The sequence below is a fragment of the Amycolatopsis halotolerans genome (assembly GCF_042647905.1).
In the GTDB taxonomy this organism is placed as follows: Bacteria; Actinomycetota; Actinomycetes; order Mycobacteriales; family Pseudonocardiaceae; genus Amycolatopsis; species Amycolatopsis halotolerans.
This window is the reverse complement of record NZ_JBHRWI010000004.1, coordinates 401,676-419,997: the sequence shown is the minus strand read 5'-3', so window position 1 is coordinate 419,997 and position 18,322 is coordinate 401,676. Positions and strand designations below refer to the sequence as shown.

Here is an 18,322-nt window from a genome sequence, read left to right as displayed (position 1 = left end):
TTGTTCAGTGCGCCAAGGTACATGGATGCCGCGGTCCCGGCGCGGTCTTCGCGTACCGTTCGTCCAGCTTGGCGCCTTCGGACGAGTTCTGCGACCGGCTCATCGCTTCCATGTCGTCAGTCTTGTTGTACCAGGCCTTGCGTTCCGCGTCGGTCATGTTGTGGCCCTCGTCCCGCCAGTGCTCCACGACCGGGGGAACGTGCTCGTAGGTCAGGTTCGTCTTGCCCTTGGCGTCGTAGTACGGGATCGGATTGCCTTCGCGGTCGACCCAGTTCAGCTGGTCGTGCGGGATGCGGGCGCCGGTCGTCGGGTCGCGGGGGACGCCGCCGAGCGCGCGGCCCTCCTCGGTCCACTTGGTCGCCATCGTGTCGTGGGTGGACTGCAAATAGCCCTTCGGGTACTCGGTGCCGCGGTTGTGGATGTGGTCCGCCGGCGGCAGGGCCGGGTCGCGGGCCCACCGCTTGGACACCGGGTCCTGGTAGCCGGCCAGGCCCAGCGGGTCGGCGACGACCAACGGGTTCGGGACGTAGGTGTAGTTGTTCGAGGACGGGGACAGCCCGATCGGGTCCGGCGAGAGGTACCGCGCGGTGTGCGGGTCGTAATACCGGTGCACGTTGTAGTGCAGGCCGGTTTCGTCGTCGTAGTACTGGCCGGGGAAGCGCAGCGGGCAGCCGGTGCCGTCCGAAGCGGACATGGCGATGGTGTTGCCCCACAAACCGCTTGTCCGGTACCAGGCGACGCGGCCGTTCGCGTCCACCAGTTCGGTCGGGGCGCCGATCAGGTCGGCGACGATGGCGTGGAAGCGGGTGTCGATCGTCTCGGCGGGTGCGTCCGCCAGCCAGGAACGCGTGGTCTGCGCGATCGGTTCGGCCGAGCCGCCGCGGTAGTCCCACGACGTGACGGTGGTCCGGCCGTCGACGGTGCGGGCGGCTTCGGCCAGCACGGTGCCGTCCCAGGAGAACCGGGTTTCTTCGGCGACGCCGCCGTCCGCGGCCAGCCGCTGCTTGGCGATCCGGCGGCCGAGCGGGTCGTAGCGGTATCGCCAGCGGGAGCCGTCCGGGGTGGTGACGGCGACCAGCTGGCCGAGGTCGTTCCATTCGTACTCGCGGATCCGGCGCTGGCCGGACAGGCCGCGGCGGACTTCCCGTACGACCCGGCCCGCCGCGTCGTACGAATAGGACGTCCGGCCCGCGCTGCGCAGCAGCATGCCGTCCACCGTGCGCGGGCCGGCCATGTCCGCTGCGTCCTCTGTGGACGGACCGGGTTGTGCGGAGACCAGGTTTCCCAGTGCGTCGTACGCGTAGTGCTCGGTCCAGTTGGCGGCCTGCACGCCGGTGACGCGGCCGCCGGGGGTGAGCTGGAAGAGCCGGGCGCCGTGCACCCGGTCGTCGATCGCGAGCACCTGGCCGTCCGCGCGGTAGCGGAAGCTGCGTTCCTGCAGCGCGCGATTCGGCTCGCTGGCGGAGAAGAGAGTCTGGCTGGCGAGGCGGCCCAGTTCGTCGTGGGTCTGCGTCAGGCTCGCGCCTTCGCCGAGGCGGCGGAGCACCTCAAGCCCGTCCCGGTATTCGAAGGCGATCGTCCCGGCGGTTCCGGCCATCGCGGTTTCCCGGCGCATCTCGTCGTACTGCCACCGCGCTTCAATCCCGGACGGCGTGACCCGGCGGACGCGACGGCCCACCAGGTCGTACTCGCTGCGCAGCACCCGGCCGTCGACCGACTCGGCGACCGGGCGGCCGAGCAAGTCGCGCTCGTAGGTCACTTCGACGGCGGCGTCGGCGATCCGGCTCAGCTGGCCGCCTTCGTCGTAGTCATAGGCGACGATCGTTTCACCGGACGACTGGCGGAGCACCCGGCCGCGGACGTCGCGCGTCAGCTCGGTCGCCGGGCCGCCCGCTTCGGTGCGCGAGATCAGCGCGCCGTTCGCGTCGACCCGGTACTCGAGCGAGCGGCCGGTGAAATCCCGTTCGCCGATCAGGTTTCCGGCCGGGTCGTAGCGGTAGGACCAGGCCTGTCCGGCCGGGTTGCGGACCTCGGTGAGCCGCATCTCGGTGTCGTGGGCGAAGGTGTGCCGAATGCCGTCATGGCCGGTGCGCGCGCGGAGCAGGCCGAACGGGCCGCGTTCGAAAACCGTGATCGCGCCGCTGACCGAACGGTCCCGGACCAGGCTGCCTTCGAGATCGTAGAACCGTTCCTCCCGGTCGCCGTTGGGAGCGACGCGCCAGGCCAGCGCGCCTTCGCGGGTCCAGCCGTACCGGGTGGTGCGGCCGCGCGAGTCGGTCGCTTCGACCGGCTTGCCGAAGCCGTCGAACCGGAAGGTGGTGGTTTCGCCGTCCGGCGAGGTGATCGAAAGCGGGCGGCCGGCGTCGTCGCTGGTGTAGGTCCAGCGGGCGCCGTCCGGTTCGACGGTGGCGGCGAGATGGCCCCGCTCGTCCAGTTCGCTGGTCGCGACCGCCCCCATCGGGTCCACTGTGGACACGACGCGGCCGGCGTCGTCGTAGGTGTGCCGCCAGACCGCGCCGTTCGGCTGGACGACCGTGCTCGGCAGCCGCCAGCGCGGGTCGTACTCGATGGTGAGCGCGGTGCCGTCGGGGTACTCGATCCGCGTCGGATCGCCGTTCTCGTCGCGTTCGTAACGGGTGACCGCGCCGTTCTTGTCGGTGAAGGACACCAGGCGGTGGAACCGGTCGAACTCGGGGCGTTCGACCTCGCCGTTCTGGTCGACCACCGCGGTGATGTGGTTGTGCTCGTCGTAGTGGTACCGGGTGCGCTGGCCGAGGCTGTCGGTGATGGTGGTGACCCGGCCGGGCAGGTCGTAGTCGAACGTCGCGTCGAGGTACCCGTCCAGACCCGCGCCGCGGACGACGCGTCCGTCCGCGCCGTATTCGTACGCGTAGCGGTAGCCGGTGCGATCGGTCCAGGCGACGATGCGGTCCTCGTCGTCGTAGTCGTACTGGTACGGCGCGCCGGTCGAGTTCACGATGCCGGACAGCCGGCCGCGCCGGTCGTAGCGGAACGACACGACCGGCACGTCTTCGCCTTGTTCTCCGCCGCTGAGCAGCCGGTACCCGGCGATGCGGAGACCTGCCGGGCCGTCGACGGTCTCGACGCCGATCCGGTAGCCGCCGGAATGCGTGACGGCGAGCGGACGGCCCGCTTCGTCGCGCAGGTAGTCGACGCGGTGTCCGCTGCGGTCCGACAGCGAGCTGATCTGCCACTCGCCGGGAGCCGAGGGGTGTGCGGCGAATCGGCGGGTCCATCCGGATTCCTGGTCGACCAGTACGTACGTTTCCGCGGCGGCGTCCCAGCTCAGCGGCCAGCGGGCGCCGAAACTCGGCAGCACCGGCGAGCCGTCGCGCGCGGGGTGGACGTAGCTGAGCACTTCCGCGTCCGCGCCGTAGTACCGGACGAAGTCGTCGGTCAGCTCCAGCCGCTGGTCCATTGTGGACGCCCAGCCGGGGCCGAACGACCGGCCGGCGTCGTAGCCGGAGGCGTACCCGCGGTTCAGCACCAGCGGCAGCAGCCCGGGCAGGTCGACGTCGGTGCCCGCGGTGATCATCTGGCCGGACACCGCGTCGACCGGGTCGCCGCCCTTGCCGTCGCAGCCGCCGGTGCCCTCGGACTTCTGCCCGCCCGCCGCCTCCGGATCGCGGCTGCCGGGTGCGGCCGGGTCGTGGCCGCCCGGCGGTGTGCCGTCCGGGACCGTGCCGCCCGGCTCCGGCGAGGAGGACGGGGTGGTGCCGTCGTGCGGGGCGCCGGGTTCGTGCGGGCCGCCGGGGTGGCCGGGTTCGGCCGACGAGACGTGCGTGCCGTCCCCGCCGGGGCGGCCGTGCAGTTCGGACATGACCTTCTTGACCGCAGCGAAGATCTCTTCGAGCTTCGACATCAGCGGCCGCAGTTTCTCGACCGAGTTGATCAGCTTCTTGACCAGCGCGCCGATCTTCTCGATCCACGCCGACACCTGCTCGACCACCTGCGCCACCACGACCGGGGTGCCGAGGCCCAGCGAGCAGACCTCCTCCAGCGCGTCCTGGATGAAGTCGCCGACCGCCTGGGTGATCATGTCCCGGACCATGGCGCGCACCGCCGCGGTGATGACGCCGACGACCTCCACCACGGTGCTGATCCCGCTCGCGCAGGTCGCGGCCGCGTTGAGGTGGTCGATCTTGTTCTTGACGTTCGCGCGGTAGGCGTCCGCGGCCTGCCCGCCCCAGTGCGCGGTGTCCTTCTGCACGCTGTCGCCGAGGTCCTTGGCCGCTTTCTCGACGGCCTTCGCGATGTTGCCCCAGGTCTGCGAGTACGCGGTGATCTGGTCAGCGTCGCCCGCGAGCTGGTTCAGCGCGTCCTGCAGCGGTTTGACGTGTTCGATCAGCCAGTTGAGGCCGTAGGAGATGAGCGTGCCGACCGGGTTCATCGCGATGGTCAGCAGGTCCATCGCGGTGCCGAGCGCGGCGATGCCGCCTTCGATCCACGAACCGGACTTGATGCCGTCGTACGCGCCGATCGCGTCGTCGAGGACGTTGACGCCGGTGTGCCAGGTGGTCGAGTCCTGTTTGCCGGCGACCAGCGGATTGCTCACGGCAGGTCCTTGCCGAGGCTGCTGATCCGCTGCGAATGCGCCTGTTCGGCGTCCTGATAGGTCTTCGCGGCCTGCTGGATCGACTGGGACAGCGTGCCCATGGCCTGCTGCGCGGCGCCGAGGGTGAGCAGGCCCGGCGCGCTGACCGCGAGCACCATCGGCACGAACAGCGGGCCGCAGATCAGGCCGTAGGCCTGCACGCCCATGGTGACCTGCTCGGCCGCGGCCAGCGCCTGGCCGAGGGTCTGGCCGACCTGCTCGACCGCTTTCGCGTGCGTGAGCAATTCGTCCGGGCGGACCTGATAGCCGCCGTTCGCCGCGCCGTCCGGCATCGTCGCCTCCCCCAGTCCCGGCTATTCGCGGATCATGACCGGGCCGCCGAAGCCCTCGTCGTTGTCGTCGTCATCGCCGGGCGGGGCCGGACGCCGCGGCGCCGGCGGCGGCGGCTCGGCAGGCCGCGGGGTCTCCGGTTCGTCGTCGAGCCGGCCGATCCGGCTGTCCGGAGGCGGCGGCGCTTCGTCCGGCTCGGGTTCGGGTTCGGGGAATTTCGCCCGGTAGCTGCCGACGATCGTGTCGCGGGTCCGCGGATCGTCGCCGATGGTGTCCGCCATGACCTCGCCCAGCCGGTCCGGCAGTTTCGCCTGCGCGGCGCGCAGCGCGGTCAGCACGGCCTTCGCGACCTGATCGCCGGACATCTCCCGCACGCGGTCGGTGATCCGCAGGTCGGCGACATTGCCGGCGGAGTCCACCGTGACCGTGGCGGTGCCGTCCTTGCTGGCCGCCGACACCGAGACCTGTTCGACGGCCTGCTGCATCGCGCGGTACCGCTCGGCTTTCCGCTTGGTCTGCGCGACCAAGTCGTCGATCCGGGCTTCCGCATTGTCCGATAATGGATCGCTCATCCGGTTTTGTGCTCCCCCATCGCCGGGTCTGTACGAGGAAACCACCGAAGCCGGAGCGAAAGGGGGCAGACCTTCCGGAATTACGCCGAATGGCGCACGACGGCAACTGATCGATGGTCGGCGGGCCCGGTTCGGGAGCGGGTGCGGCAAGAGCACAAAGCGGATTTTTCCGGCAGAGAAACGTCATCCGCGGCCGGAGTCGTTCCGGCCGGGTTTCGTCCACAGTGGACTCAGCGTGGGCTCCGGCGGCACGGGCGAGTCGGCTCCGGTCCCCCGGCGCCGGTTCTTCCACCACGGCTACAACGAAAATCGTGCGGGCGATCCTACGGTCCGAGCATGTCTGACAGCTGGCCGCGGCCCGGGCGCGGCACCGCGCCGGAGCGGGTCGTGGTGCTCGGCGGGACCGGGTTCCTCGGCCGGAACCTGTGCGTCTCGCTGACCGCCGCCGGGTACGCGGTCACCGCGGTCGCGCGGCGGCCGCCCGCTGTTTCGCTCGGCTGCCGGTTCCGCCCGTTCGACGTCGTCGTCGGCGGAGCGGCCGGGCTGGCGCGGCTGCTCGCCGACGAACGCGCGACTGTGCTGGTCAACGCGGCCGGAGCGGTCTGGCGCGGCTCGGACTCGGACCTGACGAAGGCGAACGTCGAGTTGGTCGGCACCGTCCTCGAAGCGCTCGCGTCGTGCCCGGCCGCGCCGCGGTTGATTCAGCTCGGCACGGTCTACGAATACGGGAATCCTGCCGGGCCGGCCGAACTGCGCGAGTCCTCGCCCGCGGCGCCGGTGAACCATTACGGACGCGGCAAGCTGCTTGCCACCGAGGCGGTGCTGGCCAGTCGGGCACGGGCGGTCGTGCTGCGGCTCAGCACCTCGGTCGGGCCCGGGATGCCGCCGGAAAGCCTGCTCGGAATGACGGTCCGGCAGCTCGCGGACGGCGCCGCGGTGATCGAGCTTCCGGCGCTCCGCGGCCGGGGCGACTTCCTCGACGTGCGGGACGTCGGCGCCGCGGTGCTCGCCGCGGTGCGCACGCCGGCGGCATCCGGCGTGTTCAACATCGCGCGCGGCGAGCTCGTCCCGGTCGCCGACGTGGTGCGGCAGCTGATCCGCCTCAGCGGGGTCCCGGCGACGGTGGCCGACCGCGGCGGCGGGCAGTCGCGGCGGGCGGCGGGGTTCGAGGCCCGGCGGATCGTGCCGGACGCCGCGAAGCAGGTGCTCGGCTGGGAGCCGCGCCGGTCGCTGACCGAGGCGCTGCGCTCTCTGTGGCAGGAAACCAGCTCTGAACGGAGACGGCAGGCATGAACGACCCGGCAACGCAGTCCATTCTGGAACAGACGCGGAAGCTGCACCGCAGCCGCCGCACCGACGGGGCGTTCGTGCCCGGGGTCACGCCGATCCTGGCGTCCGGCGCGGTGCTCGACGAGGACGACCGCGCGGCGATCGTGGCCGAGGCGCTGGAACTGCACATCGCCTCCGGGGACACCGCGTTGCGGTTCGAGCGGGAGTTCGCCCGCGCGCTCACTCTGCGCAAGGCGCATCTGACGAATTCCGGGTCGTCGGCGAACCTGCTCGCGCTGAGCACGCTGACCTCGCCCAAGCTCGGGGAGCGCCGGCTGCGGCCGGGCGACGAGGTGATCACCGTCGCCGCGGGGTTCCCGACCACCGTCAACCCGATCCTGCAGAACGGCCTCACCCCGGTCTTCGTGGACGTGGACCTCGCCACCTGCAACACGACCGCGGACCGCGTCGCGGCCGCGATCGGCCCGCGCACCAAGGCGATCATGCTGGCGCACGCGCTCGGGAACCCGTTCCCGGCCGCCGAAATCGCCCAGCTCGCCACCGACCACGACCTGTTCCTGATCGAGGACAACTGCGACGCCGTGTGGTCGACCTACCAGGACCGCTACACCGGCACCTTCGGCGACCTGGCCACCGTCAGCTTCTACCCCGCGCACCACCTGACGATGGGCGAGGGCGGCTGCCTGCTCACCGACAACCTGGCGCTGGCCAAGATCGCGGAGTCCTTCCGGGACTGGGGCCGCGACTGCTGGTGCCCGCCGGGCGAGGACAACAAGTGCCTGAAGCGGTTCGACCACCGGATGGCCGAGCTGCCGCACGGCTACGACCACAAGTACATCTTCTCCCACGTGGGCTACAACCTGAAGACCACCGACATCCAGGCCGGGCTGGGGCTGAGCCAGCTGCGCAAGCTGGCCGATTTCGTCGCGGCCCGCAAGCGGAACTGGCGGCGGCTGCGCGCCGAACTCGACGGGCTGCCGTGGCTGCTGCTGCCGGAGCCGACCCCGGGCAGCGACCCGAGCTGGTTCGGTTTCGTGATCACGGTCGACCCGGCGGCCCCGTTCGCCCGGCGGGAGCTGGTGCGGTTCCTGGATTCCCGCCGCATCGGCACCCGGCTGCTGTTCGCCGGGAACCTCACCCGGCAGCCCGCCTACCAGGACCAGCGGTACCGGATCGCCGCGGATCTGCGCAACAGCGACGTGATCACCGAGCAGTCGTTCTGGATCGGGGTCTATCCGGGGGTGACCGGCGAGATGATCGACTACATGGTCGCCTCGATCAGCGAATTCGTCACCGGGCGCCGCGGCTAGCGACCGGCCCGCACCGAAGGAGACCTGCTGATGAGAGTGCTGGCCCTGCCGTCCCCGTCCGCGGCGACGCACATCATGGCCATGGTGCCGCTGATGTGGGCGCTGCGGGCGGCCGGGCACGAGGTGCTGTTCGCGGGCACGCCGGACATCGCCGGCTCGGCGCACGCCGCCGGGTTCAGCTTCGCCGCGCTGGGGTCGTCGGAGAACTTCAACCGGGACCTCTACGTCGACCCCGGCGACCGGTTCCCGGTCGAGGAGTGGAAACACCGGGAAACCACGCGGTACGGCCGGTTCCTGGTGGAAATGCTCGCGGATCTGCACGCGGACTACGCGGACGCGGCGCTGCCGGACTACGAGCGCTTCGCCCGCGAGTGGCAGCCGGACCTGCTGCTGCCCGACTCGACCGCGCTGATCGGCCGGGTGCTCGGCGGCGTGCTCGGCGTCCCGGTCGCCACCCACCGGTACGGCGTCGACGCCACCGGCCCGGTCTATCACGACAAGGCGAGGTGGGACCTCGCCCCGCTGTGCGACCGGCTCGGCCTCGCCGGGCTGCCCGATTCCGATCTCGTCCTCGACCCCTGCCCGCCGAGCCTGCAATCGCGGGAGGCGAGTCCCGGCCTGCGAATGCGGTACGTGCCGTTCAACGGGGCCGGCACCGTCGCCGACTGGGCGCTGCGCCCGTCGCCGCGCAAGCGCGTCTGCATCTGCTTCGGCAAGACGCTGCTCTCGATCTGCGGGCCGCGGCCGCTGGTGCGAGTGGCCGAAGCGCTCGCCGGCCTCGACGACGTCGAGGTGGTTCTCGCCGTCAGCAAGTCCGACGTCGGCTTGATCGGCGAGCTGCCGCCGCACTGGCGGGTCGTCGAGCTCATGCCGCTCACCCTGTTCCTGCCCGGCTGCGACCTTTTGATCGCGCTCGGCGGAAGCGGCGCCGCGCTGTCCGCCGCGGCGCTCGGAGTCCCGCAGCTCGTGCTGCCGCAGGTGTTCGACCACTTCGACTGCGCGAGCCGGATCCAGGAAGCGGGGGCGGGCCTGTCGATCGACACCCGGGCGGCGCAAGCGGACATCGGCGGGATCCGGGACGCGATCAGCACGATCCTCGGCGACCCGTCGTACGCGGCCGCCGCGCGGCGGGTGCGGGAGGAGAACGAGGCGGGCCTGACCCCCGCGGAGGTGGTGCCGGTGCTGGAACAGCTGGCAGCGGACCGGCGCTCCGGCGAGCACCGCGTCGCCCGGCCCCGGGCAGGCGCCCCGAGTTGACTCGTCATAAAAAGACTAGTATCTTCATGGCTATCGGGCCTCCCGGCCGGTAGCCGGTCTTCGCCGCGCTGAGGACGCCCGCCGGGAATCGAGCCCGGCTGCCGGCGCTGTGCCGCCGGTCGACGACAGCGAAAACTATTCAGAGGGTGAGACGCATGGCAGACGAGGAACGCGTTCCGGTCCTGGTGGTGGGGGGTGGCCTGGTCGGGCTGGCCACCACGTTGTTCCTGGCCGAGCAGGGGGTGCGCACCCTGCTGGTCGACCGGCACCCGGGCGCGTCGATCCAGGGCCGGGCCCGCGGGATCAACCAGCGGACGATGGAGATCTACCGGGCGCTGGGCCTGGAAACCGCCATCCGCGAGGCGGGCAAGCCGTTCGAGGACGACTGGGGCGTCGCCCGGTGCGAGACGCTGGCGGGCGAGTGGCACTGGCTGTTCGACGACGACGCGCCGCGGATCTGGCCCGCGCTCAGCCCGGGCGAGTTCTGCCAGGCCGACCAGAACGCGGTGGAGCCGATCCTGATCTCCGCGGCCCGGGAAAAGGGTGCGGAGCACCGGTTCAACACCGAACTGGTCTCCATCGTCACCGACGACAACGGTGCGACCGCGGTCATCCGCGACCGCGCGACCGGCGTCGAGGAGACCGTCCTCGCGGACTACGTCGTCGCGGCGGACGGGCACCGCAGCCCGATCCGCGAGCAGCTCGGCATCCACCGCACCGGGCCCGGCGTGGTCCAGCACTCGGTGAGCATCGTCTTCCGCGCCGACCTCTCGGAGTTCGTGCCGCGGCCGGCGCTGTTCTGGATCATCGTGAACGAGAAGGTCGGCGGCGGCCTGGTCACCACGGCGGAGCCGAACCGCTGGGGCATGAGCGTCGGCTACGACCCGGCGGCGGGCCAGTCGCCCGCGGACTTCACCGTCGAGCGCTGCGTCGCCGACGTGCGGAACGCGATCGGCCGGGACGACCTCGAGGTCGAGATCGAGGACGTGGCGGCCTGGGAGCAGGCCATCGGCCTCGCCGACCAGTACCGCAGCGGCCGGGTCTTCCTCGCCGGCGACGCCGCGCACGTGTGGCCGCCCGCGGGCGCGATGGGCGCGAACACCGGCGTCCAGGACGGGTACAACCTGGCCTGGAAGATCGCCGGCGTGGTCAAGGGCTGGGCGGGCGAGGGCCTGCTCGACACCTACCACACCGAGCGGCACACGCTCGCCGTGGAGCTGTCGGACCTCGTCGTGAACCGGCAGATGCAGCGCAACAGCGCGGAAATCGAGGACGACACCACCGACGACCAGCTGTGGACGCTGGGCCAGCGCTACTGGTCCTCGGCGGTGCTCGGGGCCAAGCACGACTCGGTCTTCGGCGACACGCTGGGCAAGACGGCCGAGCCGGGCCTGCGCGCCCCGCACCTGTGGGTCGAGCGGGACGGCGAGCAGATCTCCACCCACGACCTGTTCGGCCGCGGGTTCGTCCTGTTCACCGGGACCGACGGCACCGGCTGGTCCGAAGCCGCGGCCGCGGTCTCGGAGCGGCTTTCCTGCCCGGTCAAGGCTTTCCGCATCGGGTCCGCGGAGGCCGGGGCCGACCTGGTCGACGTCGACAAGGTCTGGGAGCAGCACTACCCGCTCGGCGCGGGCGGCGCGGCGCTGATCCGCCCGGACGGGTATGTCGCGTGGCTGAGCCAGACCGGCGACCAGCCGGCGGCGGCTCTGTCCGGCGCGCTGGAGCGGGTCCTGCAGACCCGCTGAGCGGCAGCGGAAACCGGCCCGGCGGGCGGACTCGGGCAGTCCTCCCGCCGGGCTTTTCGCGTGCCCGCCGCACGTGTGGCTTACGAGTCCTTTATGGACTGAACGTTCCAGCCGAGCTCCAGCGGCGGTCGAGCCGCCCCGAACACTGTTGGTGCAGCACAGCATGTCTTGCCGAGAGCAGCAGTCCGACCTGATGAGGATGGGGCGATGGTGCAGACGACTTCGGGGGCGGGAACCCGCCTGCGCACGTTCGAGCGCGCGGTGTCGGTCCGGATCGCAGAGTCCGCGCTCGCCTTGAGCGGCGTCCTCGACCTGGAGCAGCTGCACGGCTGGCTGGCCGCGCGCAAGCGCCAGGAGGTGTTCGACGTCCGGCGCGTCGCGTTCGACGAGATGCGGAAGTGGTCGAGGGCAAGCGAAACCGGGAACTACGCGCACGAGAGCGGCAAGTTCTTCAGCGTCGAAGGGCTGTCGGTCGCGGTGTCCGGCGGCCCGGTGAAGGAATGGTCGCAGCCGATCCTCAACCAGCCGGAGGTCGGCATCCTGGGAATCCTGGTCAAGGAGTTCGACGGGGTGCTGCACTGCCTGATGCAGGCGAAGATGGAACCGGGCAACGCGGGCGGGGTGCAGCTGTCGCCGACCGTGCAGGCGACCAGGAGCAACTACACCCAGGTCCACAAAGGACGGACGGTGCCCTATCTCGAGTACTTCCGGGACACCGGCGGGCACCGGGTGCTCGCCGACGTGCTGCAGTCCGAGCAGGGTTCGTGGTTCTACCGCAAGCGCAACCGCAACATGGTCGTCGAGGTCTCCTCGGACGTCGAGGTGCTCGACGGGTTCTGCTGGATCACCGTCGGCCAGCTGCACCGCCTGCTCGCCGAATACGACGTGATCAACATGGACACCCGCACGGTGCTGTCCTGCCTGCCGTTCTCCGCGGCGGGCATCGCCTCGCTCTTCAGCTTCGGCGGGGACGATTTCCAGTCCTCGGTCATCCGCTCGCTGTCCGAGGACAACGGGAGCCTGCACAGCGCGGGCGACGTCCTCAGCTGGATCACCGAATGCCGGGTCGGCAACGACGTCGCGACGAAGCTGATCCCGCTCGCCGAAACGACGGGCTGGCGGCTCGGCGACGACGTCATCGAGCACGAGACCGGGGCCTTCTTCGACGTCATCGCGGTCGAAGTGAGCGCGGGCAACCGGGAGGTGCACGGCTGGTGCCAGCCGATGATCTCGCCGCACGGGACCGGTCTCGTCGCCGTCCTCGTCAAGCGGATCAGCGGGGTCCTGCACGTGCTCGTCAACGCCCGCGTGGAACCGGGCTACCTGGACGTGATCGAGCTCGCGCCGACAGTCCAGTGCGCCCCGGAGAACTACGAGCACCTCCCGCCGGAAGCCCGCCCGGCCTATCTCGACGACGTGCTGGAGGCGCCGCCGGACGCGATCCGGTACGACACGGTCCTTTCCGAGGAGGGCGGCCGCTTTTTCCAGGCGCAGAACCGCTATCTCGTGATCGAGGTCGGCGACGACGAACACGAGGACGTGCGCCAGGACTTCCGCTGGCTGACCGTGCACCAGCTGACCGCGCTGATCCGGCACAGCCACTACGTGAACGTCCAGGCCCGCAGCCTGGTTTCCTGCCTGCACAGCCTTTCCTTCGCCGCGCCGGGCGGCCTCGGATGACCAGACAGGAAACACTCGCCGGCTCCGGCGAGCCCCCGGTCCGGCTCGGCGTGCTCGGCGCGTCCTCGGTCGCCCGGCGCCGGACGCTGCCCGCCGCGCTCGCCGCCCCGAACGTCGTGCTCGCCGCGGTCGCCAGCCGGGACCGGGAAAAAGCGGAGCGGCTGGCCGCCGAATTCGGCTGCCGGGCGGCGAAAGACTACGACGCGGTGCTCGCCAGCCCGGACGTCGACGCGGTGTACCTGCCGCTGCCCGCCGCACTGCACCGCCGCTGGACGCTCGCCGCGCTGGCCGCGGGCAAGCACGTGCTCGTGGAGAAGCCGATGGCGACCGATGTCGCCGAAACCGCCGAACTGCTGGCCGCCGCCGCGAGCCGGGGCCTGGTGATCCGCCAGAACCTCACGTACCCGCATCACGGCCAGCACGCCGCGGTGCGCGATCTGGTGCGCGCGGGCCGGATCGGCTCGCTGGTGGAGTTCCAGAGCGCGTTCTGCATTCCTTCGCTGCCCGCCGCCGACATCCGCCATCGCCCGGAGCTCGGCGGAGGCGCGCTGCTCGACGTCGGCGTGTACCCGATCAGCGCGGCGAGGTTCTTCCTCGGCGACGATCTCGAGGTGGCCGGAGCCGTCCTGCGCTGGGACGACGAGTACGGCGTCGACGCGGGCGGATCCGTCCTGCTCCGGTCCGCCGGCGGCCGGACCGCGACGTTGAGCTTCGGCTTCGAGCACGGTTACGGCGCCCGATACCTGCTGTGGGGCGGCAGCGGCCGGATCAGCGTCGACCGCGTCTTCACCCCGCCCGAATGGCTGCGGCCGGTGGTGCGCGTCGAAGAACAGGACCGGGTCGAGGAAATCGTGCTGCCCGCCGATCACCAGTTCCGGAACTCGTTGTCCGCCTTCGCCGACGCGGTGCTCGCGACCCGGCGCACCGGTGCGGATCCGGAGCGGGAGGCCCACGCCGCCTCCGCGCTGGGACTGGCCCAGCTGCTCGCGGACATCGCGGCCAAGGCTCAGCGGGTTCCCGCGACCCGGGGTGCGTGATGGAGATCGTCGGCAACGGGTTTGTCGCACGCGGCCTCGCTTCGCTGGCTTCCCGCCACCCCCGGGTGACTGTGCTCGCCGCCGGGGTGTCCAGCACCCAGGCCGCGGGCAAGACAGAGTTCGACCGCGAGGCCGAGCTCGTCACCGAGGTCCTCGGCCGCTGCCGCCGCCAGGGCGCCGCGGTCGTCTTCCTGTCGACCGCGTCGCAGGCGATGTACGGCTCGACCGACGTCCCGGCCGCCGAACACCGGCCGGTCTTCCCGGAATCGCCGTACGGCAAGCACAAATACGCGCTGGAGCGCCGGGTGATGGACTTCCCGGTGTCCTGGCTGGTGTTGCGGCTGAGCCATCTGGTCGGCGACGGCCAGCGAGCGCACCAGCTGCTGCCGAACCTCATCCAGCAGATCCGGTCCGGGACCGTCCGGCTGCGCCAGGGCGCGCACCGGGACCTGATCGACATCGCGGACCTGCGCTGCGCGCTGGACCACCTGCTGGAGAAGGAGATCACCGGCGAGGTGGTCAACGTCGCGTCCGGGCAGCCGAACCGCGTGGAGCACATCGTGCAGGGCATCGAGGACCGGCTCGGCATCACCGCGCGACGGCTCGTCATTCCCGGACCGCCCGCCCGGACCGTGGTGTCGACGGAAAAACTGTGCAGCCTCGTGCCGCAGATCTACTCGCGGATCTCCCGCGACCGCTACGCCGAAAGCCTGCTCGACCGTTACGTCCCTTGCTACTAGCCGTTCCGCGAACAGACAGGAGTGACGAAATGCGCGTGCTGTTCACGGTTTCCAGCTGGCGGAGCCACTATTTCCCGATGGTGCCGCTCGGCTGGGCGCTGCAGGCCGCCGGGCACGAGGTGCGGGTCGCCTGCGCCCCTTCGGAAAGCACGCACGTGACGCGGGCCGGACTAGTCCCGGTGCCGATCCTCGCCGGGACCGAGCAGCTCCTGCACGCCCGCTGGCTGAACGCGGTGCAGGCCCGGGGCGGTCAGTGGCGCTACGCCTCCCCGCCGCCGCACCCGGAAACCGGGGAAGAGGTGAACGACCTCGACGAGATCGACCTGGCCGGGATCACCGCCCGGCTGCGCGCGGACGGCGCGGCGGCGGCCGAACGGAGCGCGGACAGCGTGGTGGCCTTCGCCCGGGACTGGCGTCCCGCGCTGGTCGTGCACGATCCGGTCAGCTTCGAGGGACCGCTGGCCGGCCGGGTGCTGGACGTGCCTTCGGTCAACCATCTCTGGGGCCCGATCGGCCCGGAGGAGATGGTCCTCGCCTTCGCCGGGCTCGACGAGACCGCGAGCATCCACGACCTGGTCCAGTTCGACGGCGAGTACGTCCTCAACCGCCCGCTGACCGACGCGCTGGCCAGGTTCGGGCTCCCGGAAACCCCGTCCGGGCCCGGTTACGTCCTGGACCCGTGCCCGGCGAGCACCGAGCCGGGCCTCACCGCCGTCCGCCTCCCGATCCGCTATCTGCCCTACAACGGACCCGGGGAGGAACCGGACTGGCTGCCGGAGCTGACCCCTGACCGGCAGCGGATCTGCGTGATCTGGGGCAACTCGTCGCGGCAGATCTTCGGCAGCCGCGCGCTCGCGGTCCCCCCGGTCGTCCGGGCGCTGGCCGAGACCGGGGCCGAGGTGCTGGTCGCCGCCAACGCCGCGGACCTGGCCGAGCTCGGCCCGCTGCCGCCGGGGGTGCGGCCGATGGAGAACGTGCCGCTGCACCTGGTACTGCCGCGCTGCGACCTCCTCGTCCACCACGGCGGCGCCGGTTCGGTGATGACCGCGCTCGCGACCGGCGTTCCGCAGCTGGCCATCCCCCACGGACTCGACCAGCACGTGATCGCGCGGCGGGTGGAGGCCGCGGGCGTCGGCCGGAACATCGCCGCGTACGAGGCGAACGAGAACGACATCGGCAAAGCCGCGCTGGAGATCCTGGCCGACCCCGCGTACCTCCGGAACGCGGCCGAGGCGAGCAGGCAACTGCGGGAACGACCCGCCCCGAGCGAGGCGGTCGGGGCACTGGAAGACCTGGCGAACCACGGAACCACGACGACGCACGGAAAGAGCTGAGCATGACCGCCGAACGAACCCGCACCGAGGCCGTGACCCACACCCTGCCGAACGGGAAACAGGTGGACTGCTTCGACGAGGTCGAGGCACGGATCCTCTGGGAGGAGATCGACGGCGACACCCCGTACACCGAGGCGGTCGCGGGAGTCCGGCCGGACGAGGTCGTGCTCGACGTCGGCGCGCACGTCGGACTGGCGTCGCTGTGTTTCGCCGAACTCGCCCCCGGTTCCCGGATCATCGCCTTCGAGCCGGCCGCCCGCACCTTTTCGTGCCTGGAAACGAATTTCGCCCGGAACGTGCCGGGCGGCACCGCGTTGCGGCTCGCGGTCGCGGCCGAGCCCGGCGAGGCCGAGTTCGTGTACCACCCGCACGCCGCCTCGAAATCGACCCTGCACACCGATCAGGCCGAGGAGGACCTCAACCTCGAGGCGTACCTGACCAACGTCGGCTTCGACGAGGCCGCGAAACCGCTGGTGCGGGAGATGCACAACGTCCGCGAGACCGAGACCGTCCAGGTGGTGACGCTGAGTTCGGTGTTCGACGAGTACGGGATCGACCGGGTCGGCCTGCTGAAGATCGACGTCGAACGGGCCGAACTGGAAGTGCTCGACGGGGTGCGGGACGACCTGTGGCCGCGGATCCGCCGGGTACTGGCCGAGGTGCACGACCTCAACGGCAGCCTCGGCGAGACGGTGGCCCGGCTGGCGGGCCGCGGTTTCGACGTCCGCGTCCGGCAGGCGCCGGTGTTCGCGGGCGGGACGGTCTACGTCGTGCTGGCGACGAGGGACTGAACCTTATTCGCGCGAAAGGGGCGGCCGCGGGAATTCCGCGGCCGCCCCATGCTTGTCGCGACAAGGTCAGCTGACGCCGGTGCCTTCGTAGGCCCCGATGTTCAGCTTGCTGGTGATCGGGTTGCCGAAGAAGTCCTTGCCGCCGTTGTCGGTCACCGGCGCGCCGTGGTCGATCGCCGGCGAGGTCTGGTGGAGCTGGTAGCCGGTCGCGGTCGCCATCGAGGTCGCGGTGCCGGGGCTGAGCAGCCCCGGGTCGCCGAGAATCGAGGTCGGGTCGGCGAGCGGGGCCCCGGAGACCTGGTAGAAGACGTTCTTCAGGTACTTGCCGGTGGTGTCGCTGACGCTGGAATTGCCGGGCTGGCCGTAGAAGATGTTGTTGGTGAAGCTGACCCCCATCGTGCTGGTGCTGATGTTCGTGACCAGCCGGGGACTGGCCGGGGCGTAAAAGACGTTGTTGTAGATCTGGGTGTTCGACGCGTCGCCGCAGGAGATGGTGATCGTGCTGGTGTAGGGCCCGTCCGTGCCCGCCGCGTCGTTCTGGCTGAGGTTGTACCGGGCGATGCCGTTCGCGGACTTCACGTCGTTGCCGGAGCACTCCAGCAGGAAGCCGCCCTTGTTGTCGTGCGAGAAGTTGTATTCGATGACCGTGTCGATGTTCGCGTCGTCCAGGCTGAACGCCATCGCCTGGCCCTTGCCGTTCGACACGTCGTTGTACCGGATCCGGGTGCCGGTGGCGTTCCAGCCGTACGCGCCCGCACTGTCCTGAGTGGACCGTTCGTTGAACCCGTTGATGACGTTGTGCTCCATGATCGCGCCGGAGCCGTTGAACACCACCATGCCCTCGCCGCCGATGTCCCGCACGGTGTTCCCCGAGAACCGCACGTTCGTCATCGGCACCAGCGGCGAACCGGTCCAGGTGGACAGCATGCCGATGCCGATCCGGTCGACGTGCTGGACGGTGTTGCCGGTGACGGCGACGTCGTCGAACCGGGTCGGGGTCGCGGAGCCGGTCGCGTAGAACACCACCCCGCCGCTGGGCGGGAACCGGCAGTCGCATCCGTTGACGTCGTGGACGTCCACATTGGAGATCACGTAGTGGCTGCCGACGCCGTAGTCCTCGAGCAGCGCGTAGATGCCCGCGCGCTGCTGGTTCGCGGCGGGCGCCGGGCCGGTGTTCGTGATGTCGAGGTCGCGCAGTTCCCAGCCCGCGACGTTGTGCAGATAGATCGCGCTGGCCCCGCCGTTGCCGTCGATGCGGGGTTTGGCCCCGGAGCCGAACTTGCCGACCTTGATCGGAGCCTTCGCCGTTCCGGAGCCGCTGGGCGCGAAGGTCCCGGTGCAGGTGACCCCGGACTTGAAGAGGACGGTGTCCCCGGGCAGGAACTTCGCGGTGTTGGCTTTGGACAGCTTCCATGCCTGGTCAGGACTGGTGCCGGGCCCCACGTCGAGGCCGCGTGCGCAGTCGACGTAGTACGTGCGCGGTGTCTTGGGCGCGGCGGCTTCGGCCGGGGCCGCGGCAAGTCCCGCGCCGAGAACGAGCGAGGCCGCGGCGGCCAGGACCTTGGCCGCGACGGCTCGTTTTCCGTGCATGAATGTTCCCCCACTGTTCGATTCGTGCTTTTTGTGCTTCTCCAGCTAATGGCGTACTCCGACAGGGGTT

Annotated in this window: 13 protein-coding genes; 9 read left to right on the top strand and 4 right to left on the bottom strand. The window is 70.8% G+C overall.

Annotation, left to right across the window (positions count from 1 at the left end):
- Nucleotides 1-4 precede the first annotated feature (4 nt).
- From ACFORO_RS04495 to ACFORO_RS04485, 3 genes are read right to left on the bottom strand one after another with little or no spacing between them, the layout of a single operon-like run.
- On the bottom strand, nt 5-4,576 hold the full coding sequence (locus tag ACFORO_RS04495; RefSeq protein ID WP_377869607.1) for an RHS repeat-associated core domain-containing protein: 4,572 nt from the start codon (nt 4,574-4,576) through the stop codon (nt 5-7).
- The gene (locus ACFORO_RS04490) at nt 4,573-4,908 is read right to left on the bottom strand and encodes a type VII secretion target (RefSeq protein WP_354746437.1); all 336 of its coding nucleotides are present in this window, start codon (nt 4,906-4,908) and stop codon (nt 4,573-4,575) included. The genes ACFORO_RS04495 and ACFORO_RS04490 overlap by 4 nt, the downstream gene beginning before the upstream one ends.
- A gap of 21 nt (nt 4,909-4,929) precedes the next feature.
- Entirely contained in the window at nt 4,930-5,478 is a 549-nt protein-coding gene (locus tag ACFORO_RS04485; RefSeq protein ID WP_377896488.1) for a YbaB/EbfC family nucleoid-associated protein, read from the bottom strand.
- A gap of 336 nt (nt 5,479-5,814) precedes the next feature.
- Here ACFORO_RS04485 and ACFORO_RS04480 point away from each other — a divergent pair, with 336 nt between their 5' ends.
- The 9 genes from ACFORO_RS04480 (at nt 5,815) to ACFORO_RS04440 (ending at nt 16,662) form a co-directional block, all read left to right on the top strand.
- Nucleotides 5,815-6,771, top strand: a complete 957-nt coding sequence (locus tag ACFORO_RS04480; RefSeq protein WP_377896487.1) for an NAD-dependent epimerase/dehydratase family protein — start codon at nt 5,815-5,817, stop codon at nt 6,769-6,771.
- Nucleotides 6,768-8,078 carry a lipopolysaccharide biosynthesis protein RfbH gene (gene rfbH, locus ACFORO_RS04475; RefSeq protein WP_377869604.1) on the top strand — a complete coding sequence of 437 codons (1,311 nt, stop codon included), beginning with the start codon at nt 6,768-6,770 and terminating at the stop codon, nt 8,076-8,078. Before ACFORO_RS04480 ends, rfbH begins: the two co-directional genes overlap by 4 nt.
- A 30-nt stretch (nt 8,079-8,108) precedes the next feature.
- Entirely contained in the window at nt 8,109-9,335 is a 1,227-nt protein-coding gene (locus ACFORO_RS04470; protein WP_354746430.1) for a nucleotide disphospho-sugar-binding domain-containing protein, read from the top strand.
- Between the two features lie 155 nt (nt 9,336-9,490).
- A complete protein-coding gene (locus ACFORO_RS04465) occupies nt 9,491-11,080 on the top strand; it encodes an FAD-dependent monooxygenase (protein ID WP_377869603.1) in 1,590 nt (529 codons plus the stop codon).
- 207 nt (nt 11,081-11,287) lie between these two features.
- Nucleotides 11,288-12,760 carry an NDP-hexose 2,3-dehydratase family protein gene (locus tag ACFORO_RS04460; protein ID WP_354746426.1) on the top strand — a complete coding sequence of 491 codons (1,473 nt, stop codon included), beginning with the start codon at nt 11,288-11,290 and terminating at the stop codon, nt 12,758-12,760.
- On the top strand, nt 12,757-13,797 hold the full coding sequence (locus ACFORO_RS04455; protein ID WP_377869602.1) for a Gfo/Idh/MocA family protein: 1,041 nt from the start codon (nt 12,757-12,759) through the stop codon (nt 13,795-13,797). The genes ACFORO_RS04460 and ACFORO_RS04455 overlap by 4 nt, the downstream gene beginning before the upstream one ends.
- Nucleotides 13,797-14,537, top strand: coding sequence for an NAD-dependent epimerase/dehydratase family protein (locus ACFORO_RS04450; RefSeq protein WP_377869601.1), 741 nt, complete (start codon nt 13,797-13,799; stop codon nt 14,535-14,537). Before ACFORO_RS04455 ends, ACFORO_RS04450 begins: the two co-directional genes overlap by 1 nt.
- A 29-nt stretch (nt 14,538-14,566) precedes the next feature.
- Nucleotides 14,567-15,871 (top strand): nucleotide disphospho-sugar-binding domain-containing protein, encoded by a 1,305-nt coding sequence (locus tag ACFORO_RS04445; RefSeq protein WP_377869600.1) that lies wholly within the window; start codon nt 14,567-14,569, stop codon nt 15,869-15,871.
- A gap of 2 nt (nt 15,872-15,873) precedes the next feature.
- Nucleotides 15,874-16,662, top strand: coding sequence for an FkbM family methyltransferase (locus tag ACFORO_RS04440; RefSeq protein ID WP_377869599.1), 789 nt, complete (start codon nt 15,874-15,876; stop codon nt 16,660-16,662).
- Between the two features lie 66 nt (nt 16,663-16,728).
- Here the strand turns inward: ACFORO_RS04440 and ACFORO_RS04435 are convergent, their stop codons facing one another.
- Nucleotides 16,729-18,252 (bottom strand): right-handed parallel beta-helix repeat-containing protein, encoded by a 1,524-nt coding sequence (locus ACFORO_RS04435; RefSeq protein ID WP_354746416.1) that lies wholly within the window; start codon nt 18,250-18,252, stop codon nt 16,729-16,731.
- Between the last annotated feature and the right edge of the window lie 70 nt (nt 18,253-18,322).